This is a genomic window from Plantactinospora sp. CNZ321, assembly GCF_004217235.1.
In genome coordinates this window covers 5,455,197-5,472,604 of the sequence record NZ_SHKQ01000001.1, presented here as the reverse complement: position 1 = coordinate 5,472,604, position 17,408 = coordinate 5,455,197, and the positions used below count along the sequence as shown (strand labels likewise).

10 protein-coding genes are annotated in these 17,408 nt (G+C 71.9%); 8 read left to right on the top strand and 2 right to left on the bottom strand.

Annotation, left to right across the window (positions count from 1 at the left end; translation table 11 throughout):
- The first annotated feature begins 159 nt into the window (after nt 1–159).
- The 4 genes from EV371_RS23645 to EV371_RS23635 are packed head-to-tail and all read left to right on the top strand — an operon-like array spanning nt 160 to nt 4,797.
- Nucleotides 160–915, top strand: a complete 756-nt coding sequence (locus tag EV371_RS23645) for a helix-turn-helix domain-containing protein (RefSeq protein ID WP_130463989.1) — start codon at nt 160–162, stop codon at nt 913–915.
- Nucleotides 912–2,177, top strand: a complete 1,266-nt coding sequence (locus EV371_RS23640) for a hypothetical protein (protein WP_486484765.1) — start codon at nt 912–914, stop codon at nt 2,175–2,177. Before EV371_RS23645 ends, EV371_RS23640 begins: the two co-directional genes overlap by 4 nt.
- Nucleotides 2,174–3,409, top strand: a complete 1,236-nt coding sequence (locus tag EV371_RS33925; protein ID WP_207230587.1) for a hypothetical protein — start codon at nt 2,174–2,176, stop codon at nt 3,407–3,409. The genes EV371_RS23640 and EV371_RS33925 overlap by 4 nt, the downstream gene beginning before the upstream one ends.
- A complete protein-coding gene (locus EV371_RS23635) occupies nt 3,406–4,797 on the top strand; it encodes a multicopper oxidase domain-containing protein (protein ID WP_207230586.1) in 1,392 nt (463 codons plus the stop codon). The genes EV371_RS33925 and EV371_RS23635 overlap by 4 nt, the downstream gene beginning before the upstream one ends.
- An 89-nt stretch (nt 4,798–4,886) precedes the next feature.
- Here EV371_RS23635 and EV371_RS23630 read toward each other — a convergent pair whose 3' ends face one another.
- Nucleotides 4,887–6,032 carry a helix-turn-helix domain-containing protein gene (locus EV371_RS23630; protein WP_130463987.1) on the bottom strand — a complete coding sequence of 382 codons (1,146 nt, stop codon included), beginning with the start codon at nt 6,030–6,032 and terminating at the stop codon, nt 4,887–4,889.
- Between the two features lie 305 nt (nt 6,033–6,337).
- On the opposite strand from EV371_RS23630, the gene EV371_RS23625 reads away from it, so the two are divergent.
- Nucleotides 6,338–9,475 (top strand): FAD-binding and (Fe-S)-binding domain-containing protein, encoded by a 3,138-nt coding sequence (locus tag EV371_RS23625; protein ID WP_130466169.1) that lies wholly within the window; start codon nt 6,338–6,340, stop codon nt 9,473–9,475.
- 136 nt (nt 9,476–9,611) lie between these two features.
- Here the strand turns inward: EV371_RS23625 and EV371_RS23620 are convergent, their stop codons facing one another.
- Nucleotides 9,612–11,075, bottom strand: coding sequence for a glycoside hydrolase family 62 protein (locus EV371_RS23620; protein ID WP_486484764.1), 1,464 nt, complete (start codon nt 11,073–11,075; stop codon nt 9,612–9,614).
- Between the two features lie 726 nt (nt 11,076–11,801).
- Between EV371_RS23620 and EV371_RS23615 the strand changes: the two genes are divergently transcribed.
- The 3 genes from EV371_RS23615 to EV371_RS23605 all read left to right on the top strand — a co-directional run bounded on the left by EV371_RS23615 (nt 11,802) and on the right by EV371_RS23605 (nt 17,403).
- Nucleotides 11,802–13,424: a sigma-70 family RNA polymerase sigma factor gene (locus tag EV371_RS23615; protein WP_130463986.1), complete on the top strand. Its 1,623-nt coding sequence runs from the start codon at nt 11,802–11,804 to the stop codon at nt 13,422–13,424.
- Nucleotides 13,425–13,944: 520 nt separating this feature from the next.
- Entirely contained in the window at nt 13,945–16,071 is a 2,127-nt protein-coding gene (locus EV371_RS23610; RefSeq protein WP_165436820.1) for a family 43 glycosylhydrolase, read from the top strand.
- Nucleotides 16,072–16,296: 225 nt separating this feature from the next.
- Complete coding sequence (locus EV371_RS23605; RefSeq protein ID WP_130463985.1) at nt 16,297–17,403, top strand: cellulose binding domain-containing protein; 1,107 nt, start codon at nt 16,297–16,299, stop codon at nt 17,401–17,403.
- The last annotated feature ends 5 nt before the right edge of the window (nt 17,404–17,408 follow it).

Here is a 17,408-nt window from a genome sequence, read left to right as displayed (position 1 = left end):
ACTTCCAGCCTGTTCCCGGCCATCCCCGGCAGACAGGGTCTTTGGTCCCGTGCCGACCTGCCATCGGCACCCGGACGGCCGGGGTACGGAGGTCGGTGATCTGTGAGTTCGGACCCTCCCTGGGTTTTGACGCCGTTCGGCGTTATAACGTTGGGCACCATGGAAACGCCGCGAACGGGCCCCAGCGGGGAGACGATCGACACGCCACGCCACCGGGCGCTGGGCTCGGACAGTCGGGTGGCGATCCTGCGGTTGGTACGGGCCGCCCAGAGCGGTGTCACGGCCGCCGAGGTGGCGGCCCGGACCGGGCAGCACCTCTCCACGACCCGCGCCCACCTGGACCGGCTCACCGAGGCCGGGCTCCTGGTGAAGGCGCGGGCCAGCGGTGGGCAGCCGGGCCGTCCGGCCTGGCGGTACCGGGCGGCGGCCGCGGACCCGGCCCCGGCGCCTTACCGGTCGCTGGCGGCCGCCTTGCTCGATCACCTGTCCAGTCGCGCCGGTGATGTCCGGGAGGCTGCGGCGCAGGTCGGCCGGGGCTGGGGCCGGCACCTGGCGGCGGCCACGCCCGACCACGAGGACCCGGTCGACTCGGTGCTCACCGTCCTGGACGGGCTGGGTTTCGGCCCACGCCGTCAGCCGCCCGAAGCCGCCGACACCGTCCAGGTCCACCTGCACACCTGTCCGTTCCTGGAACTGGTGGGTCGGAACGCCGACGCCATGTGCGGGCTCCACCTCGGGGTCGTCCAGGGGGTCCTGGAACGCGACGGCGGCTCGGGCGAATCCGTGGTGCTGGAGCCCTTCGCCGCGCCCGAGGCCTGTGTCCTGCACCTGCCGGCACCGGCGCGGCCGTCGGAGGGGCAGCGGTCGGAGGGGCGGCGGTCGGAGGGGCAGCCACCGGAGGGGCGGCCGTCGTGAGCCATCCGGTGGGGGCGCCGGTCGGGGTGCCGGTCCGGTGGCGGTTGCCCGTCCTGGGCGCCGCGGCGCTCGCGTTGCTGGTCGGCCTCTACGCCGGTCTGCTCCTGCTCGGCGTCAGGGTGCCGGCGCCCGCCGTGGCGGTGGAACCACTGCACGGGCCGCTGATGGTGTTCGGCTTCGTCGGCACCCTGGTCGCCCTGGAACGGGCCGTCGCCCTCGGTGCCCGCTGGGCGTTGCTGGCCCCGGCGTGTTCGGGGTCGGGCGCACTGGTGCTGGTGGCCACCGGACCCGGCCTGGCCGGCAAGACCCTGCTCGTCATGGCGTCGGTGCTGCTGCTCGGCATCTACCGGGCACTGTGGCGGCGGCAGCCCGGCGTGGCGCTGCTCGCGCAGGGTTGCGGTGCGGTCGGCTGGTACGCCGCGACACTGTTGTGGCTGGCCGGCTTCCCGGTCGCGGAGACCGTGCCGTGGCTGGCGGTGTTCGTGGTGGCGACCATCGCCGGAGAACGTCTCGAACTGGCGCACGTCGGGCTGTCCGGCCGCAACGCCGAGCGGTGGTTCCTCGCCGCCCTGGCCGCGATGCTGGCCGGCGCCACCGCGGCCACCCTGTGGCCGGTGGTCGGAGCGCACCTGTTCGGCGCCGGGCTGCTGGCCGTCACGGCGTGGCTCGTCCGCTTCGACGTCGCCCGGCGCACGGTACGGGCGAGGGCGCTGCCCCGCTACGTCGCGGTGGGCCTGCTGGCCGGCTACGGGTGGCTGGCGCTGGCCGGCCTGCTGTGGGCCGGCGCCGGCCCCACCACCGGTGGTCCCCGGTACGACGCGACGCTACACGCGCTCTTCCTCGGCTTCGCCATGTCGATGATCTTCGTGCACGCCCCGGTGATCCTGCCGGCCGTACTGCGTCGGCCACTGCCCTACCACCGGTTGCTCTACGTCCCGCTGGCCCTGCTGCACGCCTCGCTGTCGATACGTCTCGGCCTCGGTGACGCGGCCGGCCTGGAGCCGGTACGTCGCTGGGCCGGCACCGCGAACGTGGTGGCGGTGCTCGCCTTCGCCGGCTGCGCCGTCGCCCTGGCACGGCGACGCCGCGGACCGGCCAGGACGACCCCGGCGGCCGAGCCGAGCCGACGGGCCAGGACGATGCCGGCGGCCGAGCCGAGTCGACCGGCCAGGACTACGTCGGCGGCCGAGCCGAGTCGACGGGCCAGGACGATGTCGGCGGCCGAGCCGAGTCGACCGGCCGGCGCGGCGGTCATTCCATGACGGACACCGTGCGGAGCAGGACGGCACCGGCCGGCGGGGCGGCCGGGCGGGCCGGTTGGCATCGCCGTACCGGGGCGCTGCCGTTGGCGTACCTGGCCGCGATCGTCGTCGTCGCGGTGGTCCATCCGGCACTGCCGTCCTGGCGGTGGCTCGCCATCCACCTGCTGCTCCTCGGTGCGGTCACCAACGCGATCATGGTCTGGAGCGCCCACTTCACCACCGCCGTGCTGCGCTGCCCCGTGCCGGGGCGCCGATCCGGGGCGGCCGTCCGGCTCGCCGTGCTCAACCTCGGTGTCCTCGGTGTGCTGGTCGCCGGGACCACCGACCGGCCGTGGCCGGGCGTCACCGGTGCCGTACTCGTCTTCGGCGCCGCCGTCGCGCACCTGGGCTGGCTGGCCGCACGGCTACGCGCCGCACTGCCGGCCCGCTTCGACATCACCGTGCACTACTACCTCGCCGCCACGGCCGCCCTGCTGACCGGGGTTCCGGTCGGTGCGTGGATGCTCGTCGCCGACGACGACTTCCGGCCGCGACTGCTGTTGTTCCACGCCCACGTCAACCTGCTCGGCTGGGTGGCGCTTACCGTACTCGGCACGCTGCTCACCCTCTGGCCGACGGTCCTGCGTACCCGGATGGCCGACGGCGCCACCATCGCCGCCCGCCGGGCACTGCCGGTCGCGGTGGCCGGACTCGCGCTGCTCGGCCTCGCCGTGCTCGCCTGGTGGCCGCCGCTGGCGGCGGGCGGGCTGGCCCTGGTGGCCACCGCGGCCCTGATCACCGCGCGCCCCGCGGTGGTCGCCGCCCGGCGCCGGTCACCGGCCTCGTTTCCCGCCTGGTCCATCGCGGCCGCCGGCGGCTGGCTGCTCGTCGCCCTCGCCGTCGACGCGTGGAGCATGCTGACCGCCGCCGACCCGGCAGCGGCGGCCGACCGGTTCGGCGCCGTCCTGACCCCACTGCTGGTCGGCTTCGTCGCCCAGACCCTGCTCGGCGCGCTGGCGTACCTGCTGCCGATGGCCCTCGGCGGCGGTCCCGGACCGGTACGGCAGCGCACCGAGCGCCTGGACCGGCGATGGGCGCAGCGGGTGACCATGGCGAACGCCGCGCTGGTCGTATTCATCCTGCCCGCACCGCCGTACGTGCGGATCACCACCTCACTGCTGGTCCTCGCCGCGCTGCTGCAGTTCCTCGTCCCCGCCGTCCGTATCCTGCTCACCGCTCGGAGACGACCGTGACGCCACCCGCCGATGCCGCACCGTCGACCGCGCCCGTCCGCCCGCTGGGTGGGGTCGCCGCCGGTCTCGCGCTCGTCCTGATCGCCGTGCTGGTCGGGGTCGCCGCCCAGCGGGTCACCGCACCGGATGGCACTCTCGCCGTCGGGACGACCGGTGTGGTACCGACCGGGCGGACCAGCACCGTGGCCGTGACCGCCGACGGGATGCGCTTCCACCCGGACCGGATCACCGTGCCGGCGGGCGATCGGCTGATCATCGAGCTGACCAACCGGGACCGCCGCCGGCACGACCTCGTGCTGGCCACCGGTGCCAGGTCCCCGATCCTGGCGAGCGACGACGTCGTCCGGCTGGATGCCGGTGTCGTCGGCGGCACCGTCGAGGGCTGGTGCTCGCTGCCGGGCCACCGCCAGGCCGGGATGACACTGACCGTCACCACCACCGGGCCGGGCGGAGGCACCGCTCACGAGCACGCCGGTCCGGCCGGCACCGATCCGCCGGCCGGGGCAGCCCCGCGAATCGACGCGATGGCCGAGCCCGACGCCGGCTTCACCGCCCGCGACGCCACCGCACCGGTGCGGCCCACCGGCCGGTTGCACCGGCGGGAACTGCGGGTGCAGGAGGTGCAGCGCGAGGTCGCTCCCGGCGTACGGCAGAAACTGTGGACCTTCAACGGCACCGCGCCCGGCCCCGTGCTCCGGGGAAGCGTCGGCGACACCTTCGAGATCACCCTGATCAACGACGGCAGCGTCGACCATGGCATCGACTTCCACGCCAGCGCACTCGCCCCGGACCGGCCGATGCGTCCGATCGATCCCGGGCAGCGGCTGACCTACCGGTTCACCGCCACCAAGGCCGGGATCTGGATGTACCACTGCTCGACCATGCCGATGCTGCACCACATCGGCAACGGCATGTACGGCGCGGTGATCATCGATCCGCCGGACCTGCCGGCGGTGGATCGCGAGTACGTCCTGGTCCAGTCCGAGCTGTATCTCGGTCCGGACGCCGAACCCGGCGACCTGGCGAAGATGCAGGCGGAGCGACCCGACGCCGTGGTCTTCAACGGCTACGTCGCGCAGTACGCCCACCGGCCGCTGGTCGCCCGGCCGGGCGACCGTGTCCGGATCTGGCTGCTCAACGCCGGACCCAACCGTCCCAGTGCGTTCCACGTCGTCGGCGCCCAGTTCGACACCGTCTACCGGGAAGGACGATGGCAGTTGCGGGCCACCGACCCCGGCGGCGCGCAGCAGCTCGACCTGCTCCCGGCAGCCGGAGGGTTCGTCGAGACCGTCCTGCGCGAACCCGGCCACTATCCGTTCGTCAGCCACATCATGGTCGACGCCGAACGCGGCGCCCGCGGCGTCATCCAGGTCGAGGGGAGCCCGTGATGACGGCCATCCGGCGCACCAGCGCGGAGGCGTCCCCGTCGTGGCGTACCGGCACGTCCGAGCGGTGCGCATGACCGCAGTGACGTCTGTCAGTCCGCGTAGTGGTCCACGACCAGCGTCCGCGCTACCGTCGCGCTCAGCAGCCGGACACCGACCGTCGAGCCGGGGTCGACGCCGGTGACCTCGCGCACGCGGCGCAGTCGGTAGTCCAGCGTGCGCGGGTGGATGTGCAGCGCGGCGGCGGCGTTCGCGCGGTTCATGTCGTTGGCGTAGTAGGCGCGCAGCGTCGCCACCAGGTCCGGGCCGGTGGCCAGCGCCTTGGCGTAGCCGCGTAGCCATCCGTCGACCGCCGCCGTGCGGGCCAGCGCCATCTCCACGAACAGGTCCGCGATCTCCGGCAGCCGGTCCGGGCGGTCCTGCGGCGGCGCCACCCGGCTCACCTCGCGGGCCCACGCCAGCGTCTCGGCCAGCCCGCCCACCGCGCCCTGTGCCGCACCGATGCCGCAGGGCTGCCCGATCAGCGCGGTCAGGTGGCGTATCCGCGCAAGGATCGTGGCCTTCGGGGCACCGCCGGGGGTGAGCACGGCGACCTCGTCGGCGCCGAGCCAGGTCGCCGGGATCCGTTCCGGCGCGAGCGACGCGACCACCTCGGCCCGGGTCTCCGGAGCCACCGGCCGCGCCATTTTCAAGATCGAGATATGGTACTGCCCGCCGAGGCGCAGATCGGCGACGAAGGGCTCCACCGGTTCGTCGGCGAGCAGGGCGCGGGCCAGGATCTCCAGCCGAGTGGAGAGCAATCGTGCGGTACCCACACCCCGGGTGTAACCGCTCAGGTAGGCGCTGCGCGCCCGGACGCCCTGGCCGCCGAGCCAGCCGACGATGCGGAGCAGGTCGGTGACGTCCTCGGGGCGGGCCAGGTCGTGCACCTCGCGGACCATCATCGCGGTGTGCAGACCGAGCACCTGCTGCTGCGAGGGAACGGAGAGGCCGACCTCGGCCCGCTGCCGGCCCACCGCGGCGATGCCGGCCAGGTCGTTCTCGCCCAGCGGCAGCTCGGCCGCGGCCAGGTCGAGCGACCGGCGCCGGATGAGAACCGCGAAGTCGTACATCCCGATGCGGTCGTCGACCCCGGGCGCCATCGCCTGGTACTCGCTGACCTCGTTGGTGTACGTCTCGACCGCGTGCCGCGCGTTGACCTCGACCCGCTCGCGCAGGGCGTTGAACAGTGCAGTCATCGGTGCGGTTCCTCCCCGTCGCAGACGCTCCGGAGCAGTGGCGGTTGTGGATGGGCCGCTACGCCGTCGACGGTAACAGACCAGGCCGGCCCGGGGCGTGGGCGGCGATCGCGACCGGGTGCGGTCACAGCTGTCCCACCCGCGCGTCGGACTGTTTCCGGTATGTCCATTATTCCGATAAAAACTCGTTATCGTCGGTTGGGCGGCGTTCGGAAGGCGGACGAAGGCCGGAGGAGGGCGAACGATGGCGCGTGGACGAGCCGATCGACGAGCGCGGTCATGATCGCGCGAAGCGGGGTGCCGAGATGAGCCAGGTGCGGTTGCCCGAGCCGCTGACCCGGGCTCCCGGACCGGCCGAGGGAATCGACCTGTCCGAGCTCGCCGCCGAGCTGCGCGCCGTCGTCGACGGCGAGGTCCGGTTCGATGCCGGCTCGCGGGCGGCTTACTCCACCGATGCGTCCAACTACCGGCAGGTGCCGCTCGGGGTGGTGCTGCCGCGCACCGTAGCGGCGGCCGTGGCGACGGTGGACGTCTGCCGGCGGTACGGCGCCCCGGTCCTGTCCCGCGGCGGCGGCACCAGCCTGATCGGCGAATGCACCAACGTGGCCGTGGTGCTGGACTGGTCGAAGTACTGCCACCGGGTGCTGGAGGTCGACCGGGAACGGCGGACCTGCCTGGTCGAGCCGGGCATCGTCCGGGACACCCTCAACGAGCGGCTCGCGCCGTACGGGTTGGAGTTCGGCCCCATGCCGGCGACGCACGACCACTGCACCATCGGCGGCATGCTCGGCAACAACTCCTGCGGCGCGAGCGCCCAGCGCACCGGCAAGGTCGTCGACAACGTCGTCGAGCTGGAGGTGCTGCTCTACGACGGCACCCGGATGTGGGTGGGGGAGACCAGCGACGAGCAGTACGCCGAGATCCAGCGCGGCGGCGGTCGGCGGGCCGAGATCTACGCGCAGCTCCGGGCGCTGCGCGACGAGTACGCCGAGGACATCCGGGGCCGCTTTCCGAAGATTCCCCGTAGGGTCTCGGGCTACAACCTGGACAGCCTGCTGCCGGAGAACGGCTTCCACGTCGGTCAGGCGCTGGTCGGTGCGGAGGGGACGCTGGTCACGATCCTGCGCGCCCGGTTGCGCCTGCTGCCCACGGTCAGGGCCCGGTCCCTGGTCGTGCTCGGTTATCGGGATCTCGCCACCGCCGCCGACGACGTGCCGAGGGTGCTGACGTACGACCCGATCGCCCTGGAGGGGATCGACGACAAGCTCATCGACTTCGAGAAGCGCAAGCACCTGCATCCGGCCGCCCTGCACATGCTTCCGCCGGGCGGCGGCTGGCTGCTGGTGCAGTTCGGCGCGGACACCGTGCGGGAGGCCGAGGAGGTCGCGCAGCGGTTCGGCGCGGCGATGGCTGGCCCGGACGGGCCGAGCGTGTTCCGCTTCGAGAAGGAGGCCGACGAGGTCCAGCTCTGGGCGGTCCGGGAGGCCGGCCTCGGCGCCACCGCCTGGGTGCCCGGCATGGCCGACACCTATCCGGGCTGGGAGGACTCGGCGGTCCCGCCCGAGCGGCTCGGCGGTTACCTGCGCGACCTGGAGCGGCTCTACCAGGAGTTCGGGTTCGAGCAGGCGTCCCGGTACGGGCACTTCGGGCAGGGGTGTGTACACAGCCGGATCCCCTTCGAACCACGTACCGCCGACGGCGTACGGCAGTTCCGAGCCTTCGTGGAACGGGCCGCCGACCTGGTCGTCTCGTACGGCGGCTCGTTCTCCGGCGAGCACGGGGACGGGCAGGCCACCGGCGAACTGCTGCCCCGGATGTTCGGTGACCGGGTCGTCCGCGCATTCGGGCAGTTCAAGGCGATCTTCGACCCGACCGACCGGATGAATCCCGGCAATGTGACGCCCGCGTACCCGATGGACAGCCAGCTGCGGCTCGGGGTGGACTACAACCACGGTCCCGTCGACACGGTGTTCCGCTATCCGGAGGACGCCGGCAGCTTTCCCCGGGCGGTGCTGCGCTGCGTCGGGGTGGGCAAGTGTCGCCGCGAGCACGGCGGGGTGATGTGCCCGTCGTACATGGTGACCCGGGAGGAGGAGCACTCGACCCGGGGGAGGGCCCGGCTGCTCTTCGAGATGCTCGACGGGACCGCCCGGGGCGGCACCATCGGCGACGGCTGGCGCTCGACGGCGGTCCGGGACGCGCTCGACCTCTGTCTGGCCTGCAAGGGCTGCAAGTCCGACTGTCCGGTCAACGTGGACATGGCCACCTACAAGGCCGAGTTCCTGTCCCACCACTACGCCGGGCGGCTGCGCCCCCGGTCGCACTACTCGATGGGCTGGCTGCCGGCCCTGGCCGCGCTCGCGTCGCGGGCGCCCGGTCTGGTCAACAGCCTTGCCCACACGCCCGGCCTGGCCCGGCTGGCCAAGTCGGCGGCGGGGGTGGACCAGCGCCGGGAGCTTCCCCTCTTCGCCGAGCAGACCCTGCATCGCTGGTTCGCCGACCGGACTCCGGGCGGGGACGGGTCGCGGGGCGACGTGCTGCTCTGGCCGGACACCTTCACCAACCGGTTCCACCCGTCGGTGGGCCGGGCCGCCGTCGAGGTGCTGGAAGCCGCCGGCTGGCGGGTACACCTGCCGGCCGGGACGGTCTGCTGCGGCCTCACCTGGATCTCCACCGGCCAGTTGCGCACGGCCGGTCGGGTGTTGCGTCGTACGGTGTCCGCGCTGCGGCCGTACCTGCGGGCCGGCATGCTCGTGGTGGGCCTGGAACCCTCCTGCACGGCGGTGTTCCGCGCCGACGCCTTCGACCTGTTCCCCGACGACGAGGACGTGCGCCGGCTCAAGCGGCAGACCGTCACGTTGGCCGAGCTGCTGCACCAGCACACTCCCGGCTGGCGGCCACCCCGGCTCTCCCGGACCGCGCTGGTCCAGACCCACTGCCACCAGCACGCCGTCCTCGGCATGGCCGCCGAACAGGAGCTGCTGCGCCAGGCCGGGGTGGACGCGCAGTTCCTCGACTCCGGCTGCTGCGGGCTGGCCGGCAACTTCGGCTTCGAGCGGGGGCACTACGAGGTCTCCGAGGCCTGCGCCGAACGGGTGCTGCTGCCGGCGGTACGCGCCGCCGAGCCCGGTGACATCGTCCTCGCCGACGGATTCAGCTGCCGTACCCAGATCGCGCAGGGCGCGGCGAACGGGCGCGTCGCGATGCACCTGGCCGAGCTGCTCCGCGCCGGACTCCGCGGTGACCACGGCGATGCGTTGCCGGAACGCCGGTGGGCGCAGCGTCCGGAGCAACCCGCCTCGCCACTGCCGGCGCTGGCCGGCGCGGCGACCGGGATCGCGGCGACCGGCATGCTCATCGGCGCGCTGGCCGCCCTGGCCGGTGCCCGTGCCCAGGGGGGCGGGTCCTGGACGTCCAGGGCCGGGAGCGTACGTCGGCGGTGAGCGGGATACCTCGCGGTGCCGGTGCGGACCGACCGGCGGCCCCGCCCCACGGTGGCGGGACCGCCGGTGTCGCCCGCTGCCGGCCGTTCGCCCAACGGCTGGGACGGCCGGGCCCGACCACCGCGGGGGACGGGCGTCAGCAGGTGGAGTTGGTCTGGGTGAGTAGGCCGAGGCGCCACGGGAGGCTGTTGTAGTCGCCTCCGGCGTTGGGGTCCATGCCCTGGTAGGCGTAGCGCATGTCGCAGGGGCTGATGGTGAGGGTCTGGTCGACCTGGTCGCGGATCATCTCGCCGTGGCTGATGTCGCGGGTCCAGGCACCGGCGGGGAAGGTGACGTTGTTCGCGCGGGCGAAGGGGTTGCTCTCGGTGTCGGCCAGCGCCTGCCAGGGGCCGGCGATGGCGGACGCGGTCCAGGAGCGGAACCAGCGGCGGCCGTCGCTGCCGATCGCCTCGTGGATCATCAGGTACTGGTTCTGTCCGGCCACCTTGTAGACGTTCGCCGCCTCGAAGAGCCGGTTGCGGTCGGCGTCCTGCATGGCGATGACCGGCTGACTCATGCCCTCCGGGAAGTTCGCCACCGAGGTCTGCGACCGGTAGAGGTGGCCGTTGTCGTCCGAGGAGAACAGGTGACAGTTGGCGCTGTCGCAGATGACCCACATGTCGACCCAGTAACCGTTACCGATGTTGTCCCGGATGATCTGTGGCATTCCGCTGTAGAAGTGTTTCGGCGCGGTCCAGCCGTTCGGGTTGCTGATGTCCGGGTTGGTGGAGTACGACGCGTTGCCGGTCTGGTAGACCAGGTACCACAGCCGGTGCGGGGCGAAGTAGAACACCTGCGGCGCGGCCCGGTATCCGGTGCCGAGCGGCGCCTGGTCGAGGTAGTGGAACGTGGCGTTGTTCGCCTGGGACCAGTCGGTGAAGTTGAGGTAGACCAGGTTGTAGCCGGCCGACTGCGCGGTGCTCGCGAAGACGTGGTAACGGCCGTTGTGGTAGACGACCGAGGGGTCCTTGATGCCGGCGATGTTGCGGCCGTCGTTCTTTGGCCCGATCAGCGCGCCGCTGGAGTTCCACCGGAAGCTGGTCGGCAGGCTGCCGGTGGGCGGAGTCGTCGGTGGGATGGTCGGCGGAGTCGTGGGTGGGGTGGTCGGCGGAGTCGTGGGTGGGGTGGTCGGCGGATTGGTGACGCCGCCCGTGCAGGTGGTGCCGTTGAGGGCGAAGGACGAGGGGACCGGGTTGCTGCCGGTCCACGACCCGTTGAAGCCGAACGACACGCTCGCGTTGGTGCCGATGGAGCCGTTGTAACCGACGTTTCTCGCGGTGACCTGGGCACCGCTCTGGGAGACCGAGGCGTTCCACGCCTGGGTGATCCGCTGGCCCGCACCGTACGTCCAGGTGAGGGTCCAGCCGTTGATCGGGTCACCCAGGTTGGTCACCGCGACGTTGGCCCCGAATCCGCCCGGCCACTGGGACGATATCGAGTAGTTCACCGAGCAGCCGGCCGTGGCGGCGTACGCGGGGAGGACCGCCGCCGCCCCGCCGGCCGCGACCATCCCGATGATCGGTACGAGCAGCCCTACTCGTCGTTTCGCTGTTTCACGCACTGATGACTCCTTACAGTCGCGCCGCCGAACCGGCCGCGTGGCGGCGGGATGTGGCGGCTGACGTGCCCACGTCGGCTCCGCCGGTCGGCCCGTACCGTGCAACCGAGGGTGGCCACCGGTGCGACCACCGGCGGTGGGTGCGGAGCGACAGGGTGTTGGTGGGTCGGCGATCGCGCTGGCCGCCACAGGGCCGGTCGGCAGGGGATGGTGCCCCGGCTCGACGGGGGCTCCGCGCGTTGCGCTGGCGCCCACCCCGGGTGCGGTTCGCACCCGTGCCCGTGGGTGGACGCCAGAGTGAACGCTAACATATCTCCCTGTCGATCGCTTCGCAAGAGTGGGCTTTTCGGTGATCGTGCAATGGGCCGGGTCAGCCACGGCGGTTCATTGAACCTTTTTCAACCTCCCCGTGCGGTCCGACGGACCGCACGGTCGGACGCGGTGCATGAGCGCCGCGCGGTCCAGGTTGAAAAAGGTTCATTACGTCGCTCCGTCACGTTCTCCACCAGCGTGGTGCGACGCGCGGTCGAAACGGCGGTAGGCCGCGGCAATCGGGATCGCCGGTGTGACCATTCCCGGGTGCCTGACCGCAACGCCGGTCGGACGAGGCCGCCGGAGAATTCACGGCTCCTTCTTGACGCGGCCCCCGGCGTCCAGCACAGTCAACGACCACACCATGGGCGCCACAGCTCCGCACCCACCACCCGGTACCCGTGACAGCGATGGGACATGCCAGCTACCCGTACGAACGAGACGAACCTGGTCGTCGCCGCGCAGGCCGGTGACCGGCAGGCGCTTGACGAACTCACCGCGGCGTACCTGCCGGTCGTCTACACGGTGGTGCGCAGGGCGCTGAGCGGTCACCCGGACGTCGACGACATCGTGCAGGAGACGATGCTCCGTGCCCTGCGCGAGCTCGGGACGTTGCGGACACCGGACAGCTTCCGGCACTGGCTGGTGGCGATCGCGCTGCGCCAGGTCAGTACGCACACGCAGCGGTGGCAGGTCGCCGCCGACCGTGCCGTGGCCCTGGACGAGGTGGTCGGGGAGCCGGACGCCGGGGCCGAGGTCGAGGATCTGACGCTGTTGCGGCTGGGCCTGTCCGAGCAGCGCCGGCAGCTGGTGCGGGCCGGTCGTTGGCTCGACCCGGACGACCGGGCGCTGCTCTCGCTCTGGTGGTTGGAGACCGCAGGCCAGCTGAGCAGGACGGACCTGGCAGCGTCACTCGGCGTCGGGGTGGCGCACGCGGGCGTACGGGTCCAGCGGATGCGCAACCAGCTGGAGCTCAGCCGGACCTTGGTGGCCGCGCTGGACGCGAGACCCGGGTGTGTCCGCCTGGCGCCGGTGCTGGCCGGCTGGGACGGGCGGCCGAGTCCCCTGTGGCGCAAACGCATCACCCGGCACGTCCGCTCCTGCCCGGTCTGCCTCCGGCACGGCGAGGGACTGGTGGCGCCGGAGCGCCTGCTCGTCGGTCTCGCGCTGCTCCCCGTGCCCGCGGCGCTGGTCGCGGCGCTGATCGGCAAGGGCGCGGCGGCGGGCGGCGCCCTCGGAACCGTCTCCGCGGTGGCCGCCTCCGGCGCCGGTGGGCTCGGCGGTTCCGGGGCCGTCGGCGCGGGCGTCAAGGCCGGGCTGCTCGGGCAGCTCGGCCAGCTGATCGGGGCGCATCCGATCGTGACCGCGGTCGCCGCCGGCACGGTCGTCGCCGGCGCCACGGTCACCACGGCGACCTGGCCGACGCCGGAACCGCCGCCACCGGTGGGCATCGCCGTGCCGACGCCGACACCTACCGCGAGGCTGTCGTCGGCGTCGGCCGCGGCCGTCGTCCCGTCGAGATCGACACCCCGGGCGACCGCACCCGCTCCGAGCCGGCCGGCCCCGACCGGCGCCACCCCGTCGCGCGCCGGGACGGTTACCCCGCGCGGGAGCGTGTCGATGGAGTCGGTCAACCAGGTGGGGCTGTTCGTCACCACCACGACCGACGACCTCGGAGTACTGGCCCGGGCCGGCGGGGAAGGCGACGCGGCCGGTCGGCGGCGGGCGACCTTCGAGGCCGTCCCCGGTCTGGCGGACGCGACCTGTGTCTCCTTCCGGGCGGAGGACGGACGTTACCTGCGCCATCTGTCCTGGCGGGTGCGGTTGAGCGCGGACACGGGTACCGAGCTGTTCCGCGGGGACGCGACGTTCTGTGCACGCGGGGGTGTGGCGCCGGGGTCGGTGTCGCTGGAGTCGTCCAACTATCCCGGCTGGTTCCTGCGGCACCGGAACTTCGAGTTGTGGGTGGACCAGTCGACCGACGATCCGGTGTTCCGGGCCGACATGTCGTTCCGGGTCCGGCCTCCGCTGGCCGGGTAGCGTTTCGCCGTACATCGGCGCGTCGCCGGAACAGGCGGTGGCGCCAGGTGCGAGGTCCCGCTGCCGCGTTGCCCCGGGTCGCCCCGTCCCCTGTGGTCGGTGGCGGCCGACCGTGGGCGGCCCCGGCCGGCCGCGCGACCCTCCGGCGCCTGCGTCGATAACAGAAAAACCTGTGAGACTTCTTCCGGTGGCCGGTTCCGGCCCGTTCGGCGGAAAGGTGTTATCCGTCGTCCTCGTCGAAAGTCGGACCGGAGCGGTTTCATTGTTCGGTCCGAAGGTGGTTCCGCTACGCATTGACAACCCTCTTGAAGAGCCGGAAACCGTCTGGCAATATGCCGTACATCTGGCGCGGCGGTTTAATCCATGTCTCCGTTTGGTGCGTCAGGTCTTGTAGCCAGTCATGTTAACGCTAACATCACTGCCCGTGTCGCGAGCCGTGCTGCGAGCCGCAGCCGGGCCACCACCCGCCAACCCGCGCCCCGCCCCCGGGCTCGGGTGGTCCGACCGAAGGAGAGACACCATGGATGTCCTGGCGCAGGCGCCACCACTGGCGCCGGTACCGCCGCCGGCTCGGCGCGGTGCGGCGCGCGACCGGTGGCGACGCTGGCGGTCCGGATTCGCCGCGGCCGTGGCGATGGCGCTCGTCGGCACGGCCGCCGTCGCGTTCGGCACGGCCCCGGCGTCGGCCGCGACGGTGGACACGAGTGCCTGGTACGTGCTGGTGAACCGGAACAGTGGCAAGGCGCTGGACGTGTACAACCTGGCGACGAACGACGGTGCCCGGATCACCCAGTGGACGCGCGGGGACGGTGCGTGGCAGCAGTGGCAGTTCGTCGACTCGGGCGGCGGGTACTACCGGGTGAAGTCGCGGCACTCGGGCAAGGTCCTGGACGTCTACAACTGGTCGACGTCCAACGGGGCGGGGATCGTGCAGTGGAGCGACCACAACGGGGCCAACCAGCAGTTCCGGTTGCTCGACTCGTCCGGTGGCTACGTCCGGCTGATCAACCGCCACAGCGGGAAGGCGGTGGAGGTGCAGGACGCATCGACGGCGGACGGGGCGAACGTGGTGCAGTACGACGACTGGGGTGGGAACAACCAGCAGTGGCAACTCGTCCGCGTCGACGGCGGCGGTACCCCGCCCACCACCCCGCCGGGCGGCACGTTCAGCAATCCCGTGGTGTGGCAGGACTTCGCCGACGTCGACATCATCCGGGTCGGCGAAACCTACTACCTGTCCGCCTCGACCATGCACTACTCGCCGGGTGCGCCGATCCTGCGCTCGTACGACCTGGTGAACTGGGAGTTCGCCGGGCACTCGGTTCCCCGACTGGACTTCGGGTCCAAGTACGACCTGTCCGGCGGTCGGGCCTACGTGGACGGAATCTGGGCGTCCACCCTCAACTACCGGCAGAGCAACCAGACGTACTACTGGGCCGGTTGCATCGACTTCGCCCAGACCCACATCTACACCGCGTCCGCCGTCGACGGCACCTGGACCCGGCACGCCACCATTCCCAACTGCTACTACGACGCCGGCCTGCTGATCGACGACAACGACACCATGTACGTGGCGTACGGCAACGGAACCATCAGCGTCGCCCAGCTCTCCGCCGACGGGCGCAGCCAGGTCCGCAACCAGCAGGTGTTCAGTACGCCATCGAACATCGGCACCCTGGAGGGCGCCCGCTTCTACAAGCGCAACGGCAGCTACTACATCTGGCTCACCCGCCCGGCCAACGGCCAGTACGTCCTCAAGGCGAGCAACCCGTTCGGCCCGTACGAGATCCGTCAGGTCCTGCTCGACCTGCCGGGGCCGATCGCCGGTGGCGGCGTGCCGCACCAGGGCGGGCTCGTGCAGACCCCGAACGGCCAGTGGTACTACATGGCGTTCACCGACGCGTACCCCGGCGGCCGGATGCCGACGCTGGCCCCGATCACCTGGACCGGTGACGGCTGGCCGGTCCTGCAGACGGTCAACGGCGCCTGGGGGACGACGTACCCCAACCCGTTGCCGCTGCGGCCGGGCAAGCCGCTCACCGGCGCGGACACCTTCGCCGGCACCACCCTCGGGCCGCAGTGGGAGTGGAACCACAATCCCGACAACAGCAGGTGGTCGGTGAACAACGGCCTGCGGCTGCAGACCGCCACGGTGACCGGTGATCTCTACAGCGCCCGGAACACCCTCACCCACCGGATCCAGGGGCCGACCTCGACCGCGACGGTGGAACTCGACTACTCCACGATGCGCGACGGTGACCGTACCGGCCTGGCCATGCTCCGCCAGTCGTCCGCCTGGATCGGGGTGCGCCGGGACAACGGCGCGACCCGGGTGGTGATGACCAACAACCTGACGATGGACGGCAACTGGAACACCACCGGTACCGGTACCGAGGTCGCCAGCGCGGCCGTCTCCGGCGGCCGGATCTGGCTGCGGGCCAACGCGGACATCCGACCCGGCAGCGGCCGACAGGCCCGCTTCTCCTACAGCACGGACGGGGTCACCTTCACCAGCCTCGGTCCGGCCTTCACCCTGAACAACGCCTGGCAGTTCTTCATGGGGTACCGGTTCGGGATATTCAACTACGCCACCCAGGCACTCGGCGGCGCGGTGACGGTCCGCAGGTTCGACCTCTCCACGCCCTGACGCACCTCGGACGAGCGGCGCGCCGGGGAGCCTCGCCCCGGCGCTGACCGCGGTCGCCCGGTCCGGGCTCGGCGGGAGGGGTTCCGCGGCCCGCGTCGCATCGGCAGACATCGACGGCTGTCGTAATCGGCGCGCGGGTGGCAGGATGGGGATTAGTTGGGCTATCCAACTAAGTCTCGCAGCTCCGTCGCCGGTCCGGGCGACCCGAGACGACCAGGAGGCGACATGAGATCCATCCACCTGCGCGGGCAGGCGCGACGACTGCGCGCCTGCCTCGCGGCGGCCGCCACCCTGCTGTTGGGCGTCGGCCTGACAGCGGTGTTGACCGCTCCCGCCAGCGCCGCCGCCGGCTGCCGCGTGACCTACACCGTCAACCAGTGGCCGGGTGGCTTCAGCGCCAACGTGGCGCTGACCAACCTCGGCGACCCGCTCGACGGGTGGACGCTGGCCTGGAACTTCTCGAACGGCCAGACCGTCACCCAGGGCTGGGGTGGCCAGTTCAGCCAGAGCGGCACCCGGGTGACGGTGACCAACGCGACATGGAACGCCGGGCTGGCTACCAACGCCACCGTCACTCCCGGCTTCAACGGCACCTGGAACGGGACGAACTCCCCGCCCACCTCGTTCACCCTGAACGGGGTGGCCTGCACCGGAGCGCCGGCCACCGGGCAACCACCCACCAGCGCCGCCCCCACCTCCACCCCCTCGCAGCCCGGGGGTGCCGCCTGGACCTCCTCCGACCAGTGGGGGACCTGGACCAACGGTGGATACACGCTCTACAACAACATCTGGGGTAGTGGCGCCGGAACCCAGACGATCTGGGCCAACTCATACAGCAACTGGGGCGTCAACGCCAACCACCCGAACACCGGTGGGGTGAAGTCCTACCCGAACGCCACCCGGAACGTCAACCGGAACCTCAGCGCGATCGGCAGCCTCACCAGCAGCTTCAACGTCACGGTGCCGGGCGGCGGGGCGTACGCGAGCACGTACGACATCTGGGCCAACAACCACGCGTACGAGATCATGCTGTGGATGAACAAGACCGGCCCGGTCGGCCCGCTGGGTTCGCTCCAGACCACCGCGTCGGTCGGCGGGCACACCTGGCAGATCTACCGCGGCTCCAACGGCGCCAACGAGGTCTTCTCGTTCATCCGCACCAGCAACACCAGCTCGGGGACCGTCGACATCCGCGCCGTGCTCAACTGGATCCGCACCGCCGGCTGGTACGGCGACGTCCTGATCGGCGACGTCCAGTTCGGGTACGAGATCACCTCGTCGGCGGGTGGCCTGAACTTCACCACGAACAACTTCTCGGTGTCGTACAGCTGATTCCG

Bases quoted from the DNA above. Each gene is read 5' to 3' on its own strand.
- EV371_RS23645 (WP_130463989.1), top strand. From the start codon at position 160: ATGGAAACGCCGCGAACGGGCCCCAGCGGGGAGACGATCGACACGCCA.
- EV371_RS33925 (WP_207230587.1), top strand. From the start codon at position 2,174: ATGACGGACACCGTGCGGAGCAGGACGGCACCGGCCGGCGGGGCGGCC.
- EV371_RS23630 (WP_130463987.1), bottom strand. From the start codon at position 6,032: ATGACTGCACTGTTCAACGCCCTGCGCGAGCGGGTCGAGGTCAACGCG.
- EV371_RS23625 (WP_130466169.1), top strand. From the start codon at position 6,338: ATGAGCCAGGTGCGGTTGCCCGAGCCGCTGACCCGGGCTCCCGGACCG.
- EV371_RS23615 (WP_130463986.1), top strand. From the start codon at position 11,802: ATGCCAGCTACCCGTACGAACGAGACGAACCTGGTCGTCGCCGCGCAG.
- EV371_RS23610 (WP_165436820.1), top strand. From the start codon at position 13,945: ATGGATGTCCTGGCGCAGGCGCCACCACTGGCGCCGGTACCGCCGCCG.
- EV371_RS23605 (WP_130463985.1), top strand. From the start codon at position 16,297: ATGAGATCCATCCACCTGCGCGGGCAGGCGCGACGACTGCGCGCCTGC.